Source organism: Rhodococcus sp. 5A-K4, assembly GCF_046097995.1.
GTDB classification, from domain to species: Bacteria; Actinomycetota; Actinomycetes; order Mycobacteriales; family Mycobacteriaceae; genus Rhodococcus_F; species Rhodococcus_F erythropolis.
Map to the genome: position 1 here is coordinate 137,288 of NZ_JBJURM010000010.1, position 16,504 is coordinate 153,791.

Below are 16,504 nucleotides of genomic sequence, written 5' to 3' on the forward strand. Positions count from 1 at the left end.
AGAAACACATAACGCGAGATGTTGTGAGTCACATCGTTGAAATTCCCAGGTAGCCCCAGTTCAGCGCACACATCTTCCGGCGCGTCGGCGTGTCGCCCGTCACATTTCGGCCGCAGGCCCGACAGCATCTGAAAACCACTACTCGGACCTACCATGAGCGTCGTGGAAACACCCCCGAAGGACGAGGCTCCGCGCCACCAGGCAACCGTGACGAGAACGCAGCAGGTGACACCTAAGATGCGCAGAATCACCTTCGGCGGTGCGGGCCTGAGCGACTTCGAGACGAGCGGGAGCCCCGACGAACGGGTGCTCGTCAGATTCCCCCTCGACCCCCCTCACGCCCGTAGTTACACGGTCCGGCGCTGGCAGCCCTCGAAGAACGAACTGGAGATCGACTTCGTTCTCCACGGCCACGGCGGAGCTGCGCTCTGGGCCGAGAATGCGCAACCGGGCGAGACCGTCCATCTTTCGACTGCGAGCGGGTGGTTCAAGCCGCCAGCAGAGTGCGACTGGCTGCTACTCGTCGCCGATCACGCCGCGCTGCCTGCGATCGGGCGGATCTTGGAAGAAGCACCCGACGATCTACCGATCCACGTCATTGCACAGGTGCCCGCGCCGAGCGAACAGCAGACGTTCACGACGCGCGCCGACGCTCACTACCGATGGATCGACGAAGCAGACTCACTGCTCGCCGAATTGGCCGCCATTCCCCTGCCTCCCGGCGAGGGCTACATCTGGTGCGCAGTCGAGGCCGCGACCGCCAGACGCATCCGCGCCCATCTGCGTCGAACATGGGAAATCCCGGCACCCCGCATGCACGTGATGGGTTACTGGCGGGAGGACAAGGAGAACTGGGAGCGTCGGTACGCCGTCGTCGCCGACCGTATCGACGCCGCGATGGGCGAAGCGATGATGGCCGGCAAGGATTTCGAAGCGGTTCGCGACGCCGTCGACGACGCGATGGAACGCGAAGGGCTCTAGCGCACAGATGGGCGTGACTCGCATACGAGTGAGGGCCATACCTTCCGGCATGGCCCTCACTCGTGAAACGGATTACGCGTTGACGAGCTGCTTGCTGGCGTCGACGAGGTCGGAGACGACCTTGGAGACCTGAGCGAGCACCTCTGCGTTCTCGCGCGGGTGCAGCTCACCGAACAGTGCGCCGGTTCCACCGATGCTCAGTGCGGTGTCCTCGACGACCTTGCCGCCGGCGATGCGGACCGCCTTGGTGGTGTCTTCGTGTGCCCACTTGGCGCCGTTGCCGCTGGGCGACGCGCTGATGACTGCGACAGCCTTGTCCTTGACTGCACCGACACCGTACGGACGCGAGATCCAGTCGATGGCGTTCTTCAGAACTGCGGGGATTGTGCCGTTGTATTCGGGGGTTACGAGCAGGAACGCGTCAGCGTCGCTCGCAGCGGCGCGCAGTGCGTCGACAGCGGGAATGGAAGCACCCTCGACGTCGATGTCTTCGTTGTAGAAGGGGACGTCGGCGAGGCCTTCGAAGACCGTCAGCGTTGCACCCTCGGGTGCGGCGGACACAGCCGTCTCGGCAAGCTGGCGATTGACGGATCCGGCGCGCAGGCTGCCGACGAGAACGAGAACATTGGTCTGTGACATAACGAGATTCCTTCGAGAGTGGTGCGGTTGGTGGCTCCGGTTGAAAGTTATATCAACTAAACGGACCGCGGTCCACTTACATTCCCCGGACCTGTAACCTGATCCCGTGAGCGCAATCCCCCTCCCCCAGATCGGCGCCGTACCCGTCGAGCGCGGTGACGCAGCACGTAACCGCGTACTTCTGCTCGACGCCGCAGCCCTCCTCGTCGCCGAGCGAGGTGTCGACGCGGTCACGATGGATGCCGTCGCGTGCCGGGCCGGTGTGGGCAAGGGCACAGTTTTTCGGCGCTTCGGCAATCGATCGGGACTGATGCAGGCACTGCTCGATCACACCGAGCGAGAACTGCAGCAGGCATTCATGTTCGGCCCCCCACCGTTGGGTCCTGGCGCGCCGCCGATCGAGCGCCTCATCGCGTTCGGACGAGCCCGGATCGCCATGGTGGAAGTACAGGGCGAAGTCCTCCGAGCGGCGGAAAACGCTCCTGAATACCGCTTCGGCGGTCCGGCACGAGCACTCGGCATCGCTCACGTCATCGGACTTCTTCGAGGAGCCGGCGTCGAGGGCGACCTCGATCTGCTCGCTTCAGCGCTGTTGGCACCACTCGAAGCGTCGCTTGTCCTTCATCAGGTGCGCGATCTCGGGATGACCACCGAGCGCCTGGCCGCCGGCTGGGAAGACCTTGCCCGGCGCGTTACTCGATGTTGACTCCCCAGATCCGTCCCACCACTTAATGTGAGCCCATGCGCATCGCAGCTGCCGTCATCGGCCTCCTGACCATCGCCGCGGTAAGCGGTTGCTCCGCTTCGTCCGACTCCCCCGAGGACAAGACGGACCCCTCCGGCCGCGTCTTCATCTCGACCTCCGTCGACGGAACACAAATTCCCGGCGGTGGCCCGCTGACTCTCGATTTCAGCCAAGCGGATCGAGTGTCCGCGAGTGCCGGATGCAACACGGCAAACGGCTCGGTCGAGTTCACCGACGGCAAGCTGACCACCGGCACCATGGCGTCGACCATGATGGGCTGCCCTCCCGGCATCGCCGAATCCGACGCCTGGACAACAACATTGCTGACCTCCGCGCCGACGTGGAGCCTCGACGGCGACACCCTCACCCTGACATCGGACGACGCCACAGTGACTCTGCAGGACAAGAAGATCGTCACGCCGGATCGACCTCTGCAGGGCACGACGTGGACCGTCACGTCACTCATCGGTCCCGATGCGATCAGTACGAGCCTGGCTCTGGAGACGTCAGCTCCCGAACTCACGATTGCCGCAGACGGTTCGGTCAGCGGAACCACCGGATGCAATCGCATGACCGGAAGCGCCCAGGTATCCGACACCACAGTCACGTTCACGCCGATGGCAACCACGCGAATGGCCTGCCCCGAGGAGAACATGGACATCGAGCGTCAGATCCTGGCGGTACTCGACGGTGAAGTGAGCTACACCGTCGACGCCGACACACTGACCCTGCGCAAGCCCGACAACACCGGATTGATACTGACTGCGCAGGCTTGACCAGACGCTGCAGGCTCGATCAGACGTTGTCGAGCAGCCAGCGCCCCAATTCGCGGGCGCTGGCATCGATCATCGCGGGCCAGTCCAAGGCCGAGTCGTCCGCGTGATCGCTGACATGTTTGACGAGTCGGCAGCTAGCACCCGCAGCCTGCGCGGCGAATGCGATGGCAAACCCCTCCATGTCGACCAGATCGGCTCGCTGAGCGAGAGCGTCCCGGGTCGCAGTGTCGGCGATGAATGCGTCGCCGGTCGCCAACACCGAGTCGTCACCGCCGGCGAGCACCAAACGGTCCGCGACGTCGTGCCCCAGCGCTCGGATCGCGGTGCTGCTGATGTCGTGATTGATGACAACCCCGGGAACATAGAGGCCACCGTGGTGCGCGTGCAGCGCACCGGCGGTCCCGATGTTGACGACCAGCGGCAGATTCTCCCGCTCGTACCGCGCGAGAGCAGAGGCGACTGCTGTTGCAGCACTGACCTTTCCAATCCCCGTGATCAGCAGTTCGTATCCTTGCGGCACGTATGCCGCTTCCGACTTCGTCGCACTGACCACCAGAACGTTGTTCGCACTCATGTGCGCGACCGTACCGCCCCGGATACGGTGGCACTGCACGCGCCTGCTCACATCGCTAGAGTCCATTCATGGCCACACTGCGTGAAAGCATCATCGAAGAACTCGGCACAAAGCCGACAATCGACGCCGCAGCGGAGGTTCGCGCGCGAGTCCAGTTCCTGAAGGACTACGTGCGCTCGACCCCCGCCAAAGGGTTCGTTCTGGGAATCAGCGGCGGTCAGGACAGCACGCTCGCCGGATCCCTCGCCCAACGCGCGGTCACTGAACTTCGTGAAGAAGGCCACGAGGCCGAGTTCGTCGCCGTTCGACTCCCCTATGGCGCGCAGGCCGACGAATCCGATGCTCAGATCGCACTCGGCTTCATCAAGCCGGACCGCTCTCTCACGGTCAACGTCAAGCCTGGCGCCGACGCCACAGCCCGTGAGGCCTCCGAGGCGTTGGGGAACGGCGAACTGCGCGACTTCGTCCGCGGCAACATCAAGGCGCGCGAACGAATGGTCATTCAGTATGCGATTGCCGGTCAGCTCGGCTACTTGGTGATCGGTACCGACCACGCCGCAGAAGCGATTACCGGCTTCTTCACGAAGTTCGGTGACGGCGGCGTCGACATCACGCCGCTCACCGGCTTGAGCAAACGTCAGGGCGCTGCATTGCTGCAGGAATTGGGCGCACCGGAGAGCACGTGGCGCAAGGTGCCGACCGCCGACCTCGAGGACGACCGACCCGCGCTGCCCGACGAAGTTGCCCTCGGCGTCACGTACTCACAGATAGACGACTACCTCGAAGGAAAGGACGTTTCCTCCGAGGTAGCCGAAAAGCTCGAGAAGATGTTCGCCAACACTCGTCACAAGCGCACGGTGCCGGTCACACCCCTGGATGACTGGTGGAAGTAACTCTTACCAGCGACTAGCTACCGAACAGGCTGCCGAAGACGTCGCCCAGCGAACCCGTTCCCGAAGCCGGATCCTTCTTCGCGAAGTTGGTGGTGCATCCGTTGAACTGCACCGCATCGACCAGCGTCGAGGTGGCAGCGGAACCGGTCCCGACACTGACGCCGTAGTGGTCGACTACCGCTTTCGGGTTCGCGGCGACGATGTCAGCCAAAGGCACTGACACGCGGTCCTTGGCGCCGTCGATGTTCTGAGTGCTCCACCACACGCCCTTCTGGAGATCCGCGTGAACGCCGCCGTCAGCCGTCGGCGTCGCGTCCGGTCCCGGGACCCACACCAAGGTGGTGAATCCGTTCTCGAACTTTCCGCCGGTGGTTCCGGTGAGGCGGAGCTGGAACGCCGCAGTCGGCGTGGCGGCGCGCTCGGCGAAACCGATCGCCTTGCTGACTGCGTCGGACAGCTTGATACCGCCGGCCGAATGGTAGGAAACCGAACGATCGCCGGTACCGTCGACGGCCAGCTTCAGTGAACCGTCCTTGTCGAGAACGTTGTCGGCCGAGTACGACGCGGTCTGATCCTTCTCGTCGGTGAACGGGATGCCCCACCCGTTCGGCGTCGCTTCGGTGGACAGGGTCGAGCACGAGGCTTCCGGCGCAGAAGAGCCGAGAGAACCGGTGGACGGAAGCGCAGTAGCAATTGCCGGAGCGGTGAGTGCAGCTGCCCCGAGGAGCGCTACGACGACTCCGACACGGCGCGTGGAATTAATCGACATTGAAATACCTTTCACATATCCCGAGTGGAATTGCGCCAAAATTAACACATGTCGACAATTACCAACAGCGAAGGTATTTCTTTTGTCATCCAAACAGATGACAATTCACCTGGGCAATTAGAAGTGCATTTACTCCCCCAAAAGTAGGAGAAACTAAACAAAACGACCAATGCTGGACAATTGACCAACAATGGAGAAAACGGAGATAGATGCCACTTGAGCTGGAGTGATCAAGATATAAATATTTGGACCGGGAAACCGAAAAAGGACAATACGACGGCAGCCCACAAATAGCTACGCCGGCAATTCGCGGACTAGCCTCCAGCGAAAGGCGGAAGAATATCGACAGCGCTACCGGAGGCTCGAGAGACGTCGCGAGTCAACTCGTCACCGACGAGGAAAGCCGAGACCGACAGCACTCGCTCCATCTCCGGTCCGTATCGCCCGACCAAGACCGCCACCAACTCGGCAAGTGTGTTGTCGGGCGAAATGGCGACTACCTCGCTACGGCAACCGGATACATCCGCTGCAGCAGCAAAGTAACGAACCGAGATCGAATGCGGATCAGCCACCGATCGCTCCCATACTTCTTTCCGGCGGAACGAAGTCCGCGGCGTCGATGCCGTGCCCTGCCCACTTGTTCCACATCGCACCGCGCCACAAATCCGCAAGTTCGTCGTCACTTGCTCCGGCCCTGAGCGCGGCACGCAGATCAACTTCACGGTCACTGAACAAACATGACCGAATTGTCCCCTCTGCAGTCATTCGCGTCCGATCGCAATCACTGCAGAACGAGCGCGTCACCGAAGCGATGATCCCCACCGTCATTTCAGTCCCGTTGACACGCCATTCTTCAGCAGGAGCCGACGGGTCTTCGCGACCGATTGCGGCCAATTCGAAACGCTCACTCAATACCGACAGCAATTCAGCCGCAGTCACCATGTTCTCGCGCGCCCAAGCATGGTCTGCATCGAGAGGCATTTGTTCGATGAACCGCAATTCGACTCCGGCGTCGAGGCACCACTGTAAAAGGTCCGCCGCGCCGTGGAGCGTTTCGCGCATGAGAACGGCATTTACCTTGAGCGGCGCAAGGCCAGCCACCGCGGCCGCTCGGATTCCCGCGAGAACCGAAGGCAACCTGTCTCGACGCGTCAATTCCGCGAAGTGCGCGCGATCAACCGAATCCAGGGAAACATTCACGCGGGTCAAACCAGCTGCAGCCAGCTTTGCGGCACGATGTTCGAGCCCAACGGCGTTGGTGGTCATGGCAAGTGGAATTCCTGGCACACGCGCGGCGCATCCCGCGATGATCTTTTCGAGGTCACTACGCATCAGCGGCTCGCCGCCGGTGAATCTCACCTCGCGAATACCGACTCGTTCGACACCGATTCCGACTACTCGAACGATCTCGTCGGCACTCAGAAGGTCTTCCGCAGCGATGGCCGGCAAGCCTTCCTCCGGCATGCAATACGTGCAACGAAGTGAACACTTCTCGGTGATCGAGACTCGCAGATCTCTGGCAACACGCCCGAACCTGTCGACCAGGAGATCCGTCTCGGGACGACCGGCGAGGGAGGCAGCGTCAAACCGCACGGTGGGAATTCCCATCGAGACCACTGTCATCACTTCACCAACTTCCGTATTGCTCCAGTATGACCGAAAGCCGTACTCCGTGTGTCGGACGGACCACACCGCCTAGGATCAAAACATGTCGAGGTTGTCGAGGTTACTGTCATGAGCGCGCGTTCGGTCGAGGAACACGCTGCGCACATCTCCGGATTGCTCACCGGCCTGCACACCCTCTCTCCGTCGGCGGTTCCGACGGCAGAAGCGTTGGGGCGCATAACTTGCTCGGATATCGCATCGCCGGTGGACCTGCCCCTCTTCCGCAACTCACAGATGGACGGATATGCGGTCGACGCCGCATCCGTTGCCTCGGTTCCCACGACACTGACGGTTCGAGGCGTGATCGCCGCCGGAAGCGGAAAACCACCGAAACACCTTCCAGGATCGGCATTTCGCATCATGACCGGTGCGCCGCTCCCCGAGGGTGCCGACGCCGTCGTTCCCGTCGAGGACACCACGGGCGTCACCGAACACGTGGTCACCATCGAACGGGGCAGGTCTGTAGGCGAATTCGTTCGCGAACGTGGCAGCGACATCACTGCCGGAATGCTACTGGTCACGGCCGGAACACACTTGGAACCTCGCCATATCGCCGCGCTGAGTGCTGTGGGCCTGGCCTCGCTCGACACGTACACGAAGCCACGGGTCGCGATAATTACGACAGGCGCCGAACTGAAAAGTGCCGGAACAACTCTCGAACCCGGCGAGATCTACGATTCCAACGGCCCAGCTTTGGCAACATTGGCCGAAGCCAACGGCGCCGATGTCGTCTCCGTCGCCCGAAGCAGCGACGACCCCGCCGAGTTCCGCGAATTACTCTCGTACGCAACCTCGGTCGCCGATCTGGTTTTCACCTCCGGTGGGGTGTCCATGGGCGACTTCGAGGTGGTGAAGGAAACTCTCACCCCTCTGGGTGCACACTTCGGCCACGTCGCAATGCAACCTGGTGGCCCGCAAGGCACTGCAGTCGTGAACGAAGTGCCGGTACTGAGTTTCCCGGGCAATCCGGTCAGCACGATGGTCTCGTTCGAGGTCTTCGCCCGCGGCGAACTGCGCCGGGCCGCGGGTCTGCCCGAGATCCCGCGCGAACGGCTGCCACTGACTGCACCGCTGCACTCGATTGATGGCAAGCGCCAGTTCCTGCGCGCGCGCAGAACTGCGGACGGTATCGAACTCGTGGCCGGACCCGGCTCGCACCTCGTTGCAGCAATGGCGTGGGCCGACGTCCTGATCGACGTCCCCGCTGCCGTGACCGAACTCGGCGCGGGCGATCTCGTCGACGTCGTCCCGCTCTCGACTTCCTCGATTTGATTCACTCGATCTGATTCAAAGGACACTCATGACCGAATTGACACACGTCGACAGCGAAGGCCGAGCGCGCATGGTCGACGTCAGCGCCAAGGCCGAGACGACGCGCATCGCCGTCGCTGCCGGTGAACTCGTCACGACCGCCGAGGTAGTTCGCCTCGTCCGCGCCGACGGCATGCCCAAGGCCGATGTCCTCACCACCGCGCGCATTGCCGGAATCGCCGGTGCAAAAAAGACGTCCGAGCTGATCCCGTTGTGTCATCAGCTCGCGCTTTCGTCGGTCAAGGTGGAATTCGGGTTCACCGAAACCTCGATCACCGTCGAAGCGACGGCAAAGACTCGCGGACAGACCGGCGTCGAGATGGAAGCACTCACCGCCGTCGCGGTAGCCGGCCTGACCTTGCACGACATGGTCAAAGCGGTCGATCCCGGAGCCACTATGAACGGTGTTCGCCTGCTCACCAAAGACGGTGGTAAACACGGACATTGGACCCGCGACACTCAGAACTCACAGACATCTCCGGCGCACGCCTTCGCCTCGCCACGGTCCGCAACCGTCCTCGTCGCTTCCACCGGCGGTGCCAACGGAACCAGACCCGACACCACCGGACCGACGATCGCAGCCTGGCTACGCGAGCGGGACTTCGAGGTGCGTGGACCGCTTGTGTACGCCGACGCAGACATCGCGGCAGGCATCGCTGACGCCAAGGAGGGCTCCCCGTCGCTTGTCATCAGCACCGGCGGCACCGGTGCCTCCCCCACGGATGCAACGCCGGAAGCTACCCGGGCAGTCTTGACCCGTGAGTTGCCCGGGGTCGCAGAAGCGATCCGAACCAAGGGCCTCGAGAAGACCCCGCACGCGTCACTGAGCCGTGGTGTGGCAGGTCTCACAGGTACGACGGTCATCGTCAATCTTCCGGGTTCTCCCGGTGGAGTGAAGGACGGTCTCGCCGTCCTCGAACCCATCATCGATCACCTGCTCGCGCAGGTCGCAGGCGGAGGAGCACACGATGAGTGAGCTACTAGCTCGGATCTCCGAGCAACCGATTCACGCAGACACCGTCGACGCCGCCGTTGCCGGTCCGAAGAACGGCGCTGTTGTGGTGTTCACGGGAACGGTGCGCAATCACGATGGAGGTCAAGCAGTTTCAGCGTTGGAGTACCAGGCACACCCGGACGCGGAACGCTTTCTCGAGACGTGCTGCCAAGAGGTTGCAGCCTCGACCGGCCTGCCGGTTGCCGCGATCCATCGCGTCGGCCACCTCGAGATCGGTGACCTCGCACTGGTCGCCGCCGTCGCCGCCCCGCATCGAGCGGAGGCGTTCGCCGCGTGCGCCGAACTGGTGGAGCGCATCAAGCACGAGGTACCGATCTGGAAGCGGCAACACTTCGCAAACGGCGTCTCCGAATGGGTCGGGTTGTAGGTCGAACGCTCCGAGAAGGTAGAGTTGCGATCACTAGGTGCCTGAAATCGGGCATCCAGCGTCGTAGAACGCAAATTTTCTTGCTGAGTGCTCAATGCACCCGCTCTTCTTACGGCGAAGAAGCCTGCCGACCGGCAGCGCCGCCACCACTGTGCTTGATTGTTCGACCGGTTAATTCCCGTGTCGGCATCCGGGCACGAACACGTGCCCGAAAGGCTCTGAACACACTTGTCTGACATCTCTACGCCCGCTACCACCTTCGCAGCCCTCGGTGTGCGCGCACCGCTGGTGAAAGCTCTCGAAGACGGCGGAATCACTTCTCCGTTCCCGATCCAGATCGACACCCTCCCCGACACTCTTTCGGGGCGCGACGTACTGGGCCGCGGAAAGACCGGAAGCGGCAAGACCCTCGCGTTCTCCATCCCCATGGTCTCCCGCCTCGCCGGCGAACTGTCCGGGGGCAAGCGTCGTCCGGGTCGACCGCTCGGCCTGGTGCTCGCACCGACGCGTGAGCTCGCCACCCAGATCACCGCAACCCTCGAACCGTTGGCCGCCGCATACGACTTGCGCGTGACCACCATCTTCGGTGGCGTCTCGCAGCACCGCCAGGTTCAGGCTCTCAAGGCCGGAGTCGACATCGTCGTCGCCTGCCCCGGTCGCCTCGAAGACCTCATGAAGCAGAAATTCGTCAGCCTCGACGCCGTCGAGATCACCGTGCTCGACGAGGCCGACCACATGGCCGACCTCGGCTTCCTGCCCGTCGTCACCCGCATCCTCTCGTCCACCCCGCAGGACGGGCAGCGCCTTCTCTTCTCGGCAACGCTGGACAACGGCGTCGACAAGCTCGTCAAGCGTTTCCTCAAGAACGAGGTCATGCATTCGGTGGACGAGGCCAACTCCCCCGTCGCAGCGATGACGCACCACGTGTTCGACGTCGACGGCGTCGAAGCCAAGAAGGCTCTGGTCGAGAAGCTCGCTTCCGGTACCGGTCGTCGCATCCTGTTCATGCGCACCAAGCACCAGGCACGCAAGTTGGCTCGCCAGCTCACCGAGTCGGGCATCCCGTCAGTGGACCTGCACGGCAACCTCTCTCAGGCTGCTCGCGACCGTAACCTGGCGGCATTCTCCGCCGGTGAAGCGCGCGTCCTCGTCGCCACCGACGTCGCAGCGCGCGGCGTCCACGTCGACGACGTCGAGTTGGTCGTCCACGTCGATCCGCCGGCCGAGCACAAGGCGTACCTGCACCGCAGTGGTCGCACCGCTCGAGCAGGCAGCGCCGGCGACGTGGTCACCGTGGTTCTGCCCGAGCAGCGTAAGGATCTCGCGATCCTCATGCGTAAGGCAGCCATCAAGGTGACCCCGGTTCGTTCGACTGCCAACTCCGAGCACGTCGTCAAGTTGGTCGGCGACATCGCACCGCACGTCACGCCGGCTCCGAAGGCTCCGGCCCAGCCGAACGGTGGACGCGGACAGCGTCCCGCCGGCCAGGGTGGACGCGGCGGCGCAGCACGTTCGGGTCAGGCGCGCTCCGGACAAGGCGGTCAGTCACGCGGTGCTCGCACCGGCGGAGTTGCTCGTCAGGAACATGCAGGCGGCGGCGCTCGCCGTCCCCGCACCGGCGGCGGCGCTCGCACCGCAGGCTCCACCGGGGGCCGTCCCGCGCGCTAGGCCACCCGGTACAACTCAATAGGTTTCGTAGTGGACAGCGTCGGCCAATGGCCGGCGCTGTCGCCATCCGAAGCGCTCGAGATCCGGAACCTGTTGAAACTCAGTCACCTTCCCGACGCACAGCCACGCAATGGGGCGTACGGGCGACGGAATGCCCATGAGTTCGGTGAGGTACTTCTCGTCGTAGAACGAAACCCAGCCGATGCCGATCTCCTCGGCCACTGCGGCGAGCCACAAATTCTGAATTGCGAGTACCGCCGAGAACAGTCCGGTGTCGTCGACGGTATGACGGCCGAGGATGTTCGGGCCACCGCGTGACGGGTCGTAAGTGACGACGATGCCGGTACCGCTCTCGGCGATTCCCTCGATCTTGATAGGGTCGAACGTCGATCGGCGATCCTCGGGCAAAGACTGCGCGAACTTCAGCCGGGCATCGGCGACATGTGCCGCGAAGGTATTGAGCGTCTCCGGATTACGAACGACGACAAAATCCCACGGTTGCGTGTTTCCCACGCTCGGCGCGCGATGGGCGGCGTCGAGAATGCGCATCAGCGTTTCGTCGGGGATGACCTCTCCCGAGAACTCGGCGCGAACGTCTCGCCGTCGCCGAATCGCTTCGTACACGGATACATCTGATTCACTCACGCCCCGACGGTATAGCGGTGCAATCCCAGCATGGCGTCGGGGTGCGGTTCGACCGTTTCCTCGCGCACGCAGGCGCGGAGCGCGCTGCCGACCGCTCCCGAATCCATCCCGGTACCGATCACAACCAGTTGCGTGGTTCGAGGTTCGCCCGACTTCCACCGCAGCGGCGTGATCCGAACATGATCACCCACCGATTGGATCTCGAATTTTCCTGTGTAACCCGGAATCTCGAAGTTCACGAATCCTTTGATGCGGTACACCCCCGGCGGTTGATTCTCGAGGAAATGCGTCAGAGCCCTGGCATCGAGTGGCATCTCCGACGTGAAATCAACCGATTCGTAGCGGTGGTGCAGGTGATCGTGGTGACACGAGCCGTCCTCGTGATCGTCGTCGTGCCCCTCGCGAAGGAGCTCGTCGAGGCTCAGTTGATCGCCCGGAGCGGGAGGGGTCACCTCACCGGAATCGAACAGCAGAGCAGGGTCTATCCGTGAATGCGCCGTCTCCACTATCGGCGCTCGCGGATTCAACTCGCGAATTCCGGCCGTGAATCTCTCGCGCTCGGAGACCGGAACGCTGTCGATCTTGTTGACTACCACCAGGTCTGCCAGGCGGACATGTTGATCGAGCTCGGGATGTTCGCGGCGAACGGTGGAGAAATTGGCTCCGTCGACCAGGACCACCAGGCCGCCGTAGACGACAGACGAATTCTCACTTCCGAGGACGAGTCGAATCATGTTCCGCGGCTCAGCAAGCCCGCTCGCCTCGATGACGATGACGTCGATCCCGGATTGCCGGTGCGCCAACTTGTTCAGCATCTCGTCCATGTCCGAGACGTCGACAGCGCAGCACAAACAGCCGTTGCTGAGAGAGACCATCGAATCGACCTGACCGGCGACCATCATCGAGTCGATGTTGACGGAGCCGAAGTCGTTGACGATCACGCCGATGCGTACACCGTCGTTGTTGCGCAGAAGATGGTTGAGCAGCGTCGTCTTGCCCGAACCGAGAAAGCCTGCGACGACTATTACGGGAATCTGCTTCTTCGCCACCACGCAACCTTCCGAAACCACACGTACCGATCAGTGATCGTAGTGGAGTGTGGCTCCGGAAGGTTCACGCTGACAGCAGACTCACACCGTGCAGAGCGGACGGATGTCCGACGTGCCCTCGGTGGTCGGTGACGTCAAGATCGTGCACGCGTTGTATCCACGGGATTCGGCGACCCGACGGATCTCACTCCAGCCGGCCGCGTTGACAATCGGGGACCGTGAGAGCACGAACCCGGAAAGCCTGAGTGGATCGCCCACCAGTGCCCACGAATAGTCGTCGGCGATATACGTGACGATGTAGTTGGGCGGACCGTCCAAACTCTCCTGCGAGGGCACCCCGGGGAAGCTCACATGCAACTGGGCACCCGTTGCTGGATCGGTAACTCGGGCATTCCCGACGATCTCGTTGGCTTGGCCGGTCCACGTCGTACACGTGTTCTTCACGCTCACGTTCGACGAATCGACGATCCCGTAACTCGCCCGGGTGTCCTTCGCGCACGCGAGGTTGAAGGGCTGAGGAATCGCCGCCACCTGGTTCCATTCCCCTACGTAGCGCGCGGCGTCCAGGTTCGCCACCGGCTGCAGAGGTTCCCAGAGTGGGCTCGCCTGCGCGGTTCCCGAAAACAGCGTCGCTGCGGCGCACACTCCCGCAATCGCAATCGCACTTCGCCCCGACCACTTCATGTCATTGCTCCTCGTCTGTACAACGCTCGATCGGCATTGGTTCCTCAAGGTATTCGGAGCTGACGGACTGGAGGATGGGGACGTATGTAAAACTACTTTCGGTTTGTTATGGACCTACTTCACAAACCTTATGTAGTCTTTGCTCAAAGATAGCTGAAAGTCGGACGGAGCTACTATGATGAAGGTTGTCGACTTAGGTCTCGAGCGCACTCGCTATGCAGTCATCGACGAGACGATCGAGTCGAGGTGGCGCCGAGTCACCTCGATGCAGCACGACACCGTTGCCGTCGTGACTCCGCGCGACCGGATCACTTTCGCCGAACTCGAACTCCGGACCGATGCATTGGTCCGCGAACTTCGCCTACGTGGGTCACACGGGGCTCGCCCGGTTGCGGTTGATCTCGAACCAACCGCCGAGTCGGTGCCCGCCATCCTCGCTACTCTGATTTCCGGTCGACCTTTGGTCATGATCGACCCACAACTCCCCGAGGCCCGGCGAGCGCACATCATGAGCGCCTCGGGCGCCGTCGCGCTGCAGTCGATCCTCGACGAATCGGCCGCAACCGGCTTCCGTTTCGACAACGCGCTGGAACCATCGAGTTCCGACCCTGCCATGATCGCGTTCACATCAGGGACCAGTGGAGCGCCCAAGGGAGTCGTGTTGAGCCACTCCATGTGCCTGAACAAAGCCGACGAACTTGCCGCAGCAATCGACCTGCGCCCCGACGATCACATCGGAAACCTGTTGCCCGTCAGTTTCGGAGCCGGAATCACGGCCCTGATCATGGGACTGATGAACGGCGTCACGGTCTTCTGCTGGGATCCACGCGTCGACGGAGTTTCGGGAATCGACGACTGGCTGATCGAGAATTCGATCACGACCGCGCACTGCGCGCCGTCATTCCTGCGGGCATGGTCAAGCCTCGAATCCGATGAAGCACCGGATAATTCGCTCGGATCGCTGCGGGTCGTCGTGACGTACGGGGAAGCAGTTCACGGCGAGGACTACGCGCGCCATCGCAGTCACGGCTTCGCTCGCGTCACGTACGTCAACTGGCTGGCCACCACCGAGACCGGTGTCGTCGCGTACAACGCGTTCCCACCACATTCCGAACTACCCGTCGGAGTGGTTCCGGCCGGACGTGCTCGCGACGGCAAGGACGTACAGATCGTCGATGTGAACGGCGTGCCTCTTCCCGACGGAGAGATCGGCGAGATACAGGTTGTCTCGAGCGATCTTGCCGATGGATACCACGGTGACCCGGATCGCACTGCGGCACGATTCACGCGCCTCGGCGACGGAGTGAGCATCTACCGGACCGGTGACCGGGGCCGTATCGACGAACGCGGCGAACTACAACTGCGGGGCCGCGTCGACGACGCCGTCAAGATTCGGGGCTACCTGGTGGAGCCGATGGAAGTCGAGGCGCATATTCGTCGAATTCCAGGCGTCGCCGATGTTTTCGTGGCCGTCGTCCTCGAGAACGATCGACCGGAGATCGTCGCCTACGTGGTCCTGACCAAAGCCGTGATGGCACGGTCGGGCGCCGAGATGCGGCGCGAATTGGCGACATATCTGCCGGCCTGGATGCTCCCCCGACATTTTGTTCTGATGCCGGCGTTGCCCCGCAACGAAAGAGGAAAGGTCGATCGAACAGCGCTGCCCTCCGTCGAGGTGCGGTCCACTCCACCGACTCTCGCCGGGCCCGCCGAATTGTGGTTGTCCTCGATCTGGGAGTCGATTCTCGGTATCGACTCCATCGACCGTGAGGACGACTTCTTCGAACTCGGCGGCGATTCGCTTGCTTCAACCGAAGTGGTGGCAAAGATTCACGACATGTTCCGGATCCGGATCACGGCGGCGGAGTTCGCGGCCGCCAGTACCGTCAAAGACCTTGCAGCGCTGGTGGATCGGCGCAGAATCGATCCCGATGATCGCGTCTGTCACAACACGATGGTGCCACTGAAGCTCGAAGGCTCCGGGCGACCGCTGTTCATCATGAACGGAGCGGGGTGCCCATCGACGACGCTGTCCACCTTGTCGAAAGCGCTTCACACCGATCGGCCGGTTTACGCACTTCAGCCACACGGCTTCGAATCTCGCGGACTACCCGACCGGTCGGTGAAAGCAAGCGCCCGCCGTTTCATTTTCGAAATCAAGAAGATTCAGCCCACCGGGCCATACCTCCTCGCCGGATACTCGTACGGCGGCTACGTGGCGCTGGAAATGGCGACACAGCTGTCCGAGTCAGGTGACACTGTCGAACACGTCACCGTTCTCGACACCAGAATCTCCACCGAGGCTGCCGCACGACTGGCTGGTCGAGCGGGCATCACTTTGGATCCGTCGATCGTCGACCTTGCACCACAACCATCCACCAATGCCCGCTGGAAGCCGACCAGACGCACCGTCGCGGCCATGTGGATCCGCACGCTGTTCGCCGGCATTCTGCAGTACCCACCGGCCACCCAGTGGACGGTGTTCCTCTACATCGGCGGCCAGGCGCTCCGGAAGCATCGGATGCGAACGTGCGCCGCGCCTGTCACGGTGATCCGTGGAGCCACCAACAACCGTGGACGTGAGATCTGGTCACTCATCGCCACAGGCTCCCTCGATTTCGACGACGTCGACGCGTGTCACGAAGACGTCGTCCGTCAACCGTACGTCCGCAAGACTGCGGCGATCATCGACCGAATCTGCGATCGAGCGTGACCAACTGCGG

General features: G+C 62.6%; 17 protein-coding genes. 9 read left to right on the plus strand and 8 right to left on the minus strand.

The features are described from left to right. Positions 1-153: 153 nt before the first annotated feature. On the plus strand, positions 154-981 hold the full coding sequence (locus ACKAMS_RS15530) for a siderophore-interacting protein (protein ID WP_092763656.1): 828 nt from the start codon (positions 154-156) through the stop codon (positions 979-981). 72 nt (positions 982-1,053) lie between these two features. Here ACKAMS_RS15530 and ACKAMS_RS15535 read toward each other — a convergent pair whose 3' ends face one another. Beyond that, positions 1,054-1,620, minus strand: coding sequence for an NAD(P)H-dependent oxidoreductase (locus ACKAMS_RS15535; protein ID WP_019747884.1), 567 nt, complete (start codon positions 1,618-1,620; stop codon positions 1,054-1,056). 106 nt (positions 1,621-1,726) lie between these two features. On the opposite strand from ACKAMS_RS15535, the gene ACKAMS_RS15540 reads away from it, so the two are divergent. Both ACKAMS_RS15540 and ACKAMS_RS15545 read left to right on the plus strand, forming a co-directional pair. Then, a complete protein-coding gene (locus ACKAMS_RS15540; protein ID WP_019747883.1) occupies positions 1,727-2,326 on the plus strand; it encodes a TetR/AcrR family transcriptional regulator in 600 nt (199 codons plus the stop codon). Positions 2,327-2,361: 35 nt separating this feature from the next. Further along, complete coding sequence (locus ACKAMS_RS15545; RefSeq protein ID WP_060938651.1) at positions 2,362-3,141, plus strand: META domain-containing protein; 780 nt, start codon at positions 2,362-2,364, stop codon at positions 3,139-3,141. A 19-nt stretch (positions 3,142-3,160) separates the two neighbouring features. Here the strand turns inward: ACKAMS_RS15545 and ACKAMS_RS15550 are convergent, their stop codons facing one another. Continuing rightward, a complete protein-coding gene (locus ACKAMS_RS15550; RefSeq protein WP_080910898.1) occupies positions 3,161-3,715 on the minus strand; it encodes a nucleosidase in 555 nt (184 codons plus the stop codon). A 68-nt stretch (positions 3,716-3,783) separates the two neighbouring features. Here ACKAMS_RS15550 and nadE point away from each other — a divergent pair, with 68 nt between their 5' ends. Beyond that, positions 3,784-4,608: an ammonia-dependent NAD(+) synthetase gene (gene nadE / locus ACKAMS_RS15555; RefSeq protein ID WP_243617143.1), complete on the plus strand. Its 825-nt coding sequence runs from the start codon at positions 3,784-3,786 to the stop codon at positions 4,606-4,608. A gap of 13 nt (positions 4,609-4,621) precedes the next feature. Here nadE and ACKAMS_RS15560 read toward each other — a convergent pair whose 3' ends face one another. The 3 genes from ACKAMS_RS15560 to moaA form a co-directional block, all read right to left on the minus strand. Then, positions 4,622-5,377: a hypothetical protein gene (locus tag ACKAMS_RS15560; protein WP_020969281.1), complete on the minus strand. Its 756-nt coding sequence runs from the start codon at positions 5,375-5,377 to the stop codon at positions 4,622-4,624. A gap of 314 nt (positions 5,378-5,691) precedes the next feature. Continuing rightward, the gene (locus tag ACKAMS_RS15565) at positions 5,692-5,949 is read right to left on the minus strand and encodes a MoaD/ThiS family protein (protein WP_003944706.1); all 258 of its coding nucleotides are present in this window, start codon (positions 5,947-5,949) and stop codon (positions 5,692-5,694) included. Continuing rightward, positions 5,942-7,000 carry a GTP 3',8-cyclase MoaA gene (gene moaA, locus ACKAMS_RS15570; protein WP_019747878.1) on the minus strand — a complete coding sequence of 353 codons (1,059 nt, stop codon included), beginning with the start codon at positions 6,998-7,000 and terminating at the stop codon, positions 5,942-5,944. Before moaA ends, ACKAMS_RS15565 begins: the two co-directional genes overlap by 8 nt. 111 nt (positions 7,001-7,111) lie before the next feature. On the opposite strand from moaA, the gene glp reads away from it, so the two are divergent. From glp to ACKAMS_RS15590, 4 genes are all read left to right on the plus strand, one after another. Further along, on the plus strand, positions 7,112-8,314 hold the full coding sequence (gene glp / locus ACKAMS_RS15575) for a gephyrin-like molybdotransferase Glp (RefSeq protein ID WP_408989217.1): 1,203 nt from the start codon (positions 7,112-7,114) through the stop codon (positions 8,312-8,314). A 28-nt stretch (positions 8,315-8,342) separates the two neighbouring features. Continuing rightward, complete coding sequence (moaCB, locus tag ACKAMS_RS15580) at positions 8,343-9,329, plus strand: bifunctional molybdenum cofactor biosynthesis protein MoaC/MoaB (RefSeq protein ID WP_047889494.1); 987 nt, start codon at positions 8,343-8,345, stop codon at positions 9,327-9,329. After that, the gene (locus tag ACKAMS_RS15585) at positions 9,322-9,735 is read left to right on the plus strand and encodes a molybdenum cofactor biosynthesis protein MoaE (protein WP_003944730.1); all 414 of its coding nucleotides are present in this window, start codon (positions 9,322-9,324) and stop codon (positions 9,733-9,735) included. The genes moaCB and ACKAMS_RS15585 overlap by 8 nt, the downstream gene beginning before the upstream one ends. 228 nt (positions 9,736-9,963) lie before the next feature. Beyond that, on the plus strand, positions 9,964-11,403 hold the full coding sequence (locus ACKAMS_RS15590; protein WP_019747875.1) for a DEAD/DEAH box helicase: 1,440 nt from the start codon (positions 9,964-9,966) through the stop codon (positions 11,401-11,403). A gap of 15 nt (positions 11,404-11,418) precedes the next feature. Here the strand turns inward: ACKAMS_RS15590 and bluB are convergent, their stop codons facing one another. The 3 genes from bluB to ACKAMS_RS15605 all read right to left on the minus strand — a co-directional run bounded on the left by bluB (position 11,419) and on the right by ACKAMS_RS15605 (position 13,781). Beyond that, complete coding sequence (gene bluB / locus ACKAMS_RS15595; protein ID WP_019747874.1) at positions 11,419-12,048, minus strand: 5,6-dimethylbenzimidazole synthase; 630 nt, start codon at positions 12,046-12,048, stop codon at positions 11,419-11,421. Beyond that, entirely contained in the window at positions 12,045-13,097 is a 1,053-nt protein-coding gene (locus ACKAMS_RS15600) for a GTP-binding protein (RefSeq protein ID WP_047889491.1), read from the minus strand. Before ACKAMS_RS15600 ends, bluB begins: the two co-directional genes overlap by 4 nt. A gap of 81 nt (positions 13,098-13,178) precedes the next feature. Continuing rightward, positions 13,179-13,781 (minus strand): lipocalin family protein, encoded by a 603-nt coding sequence (locus tag ACKAMS_RS15605; protein WP_047889490.1) that lies wholly within the window; start codon positions 13,779-13,781, stop codon positions 13,179-13,181. Between the two features lie 175 nt (positions 13,782-13,956). Here ACKAMS_RS15605 and ACKAMS_RS15610 point away from each other — a divergent pair, with 175 nt between their 5' ends. Continuing rightward, positions 13,957-16,494 (plus strand): alpha/beta fold hydrolase, encoded by a 2,538-nt coding sequence (locus ACKAMS_RS15610; RefSeq protein ID WP_408989218.1) that lies wholly within the window; start codon positions 13,957-13,959, stop codon positions 16,492-16,494. Positions 16,495-16,504 lie beyond the last annotated feature (10 nt).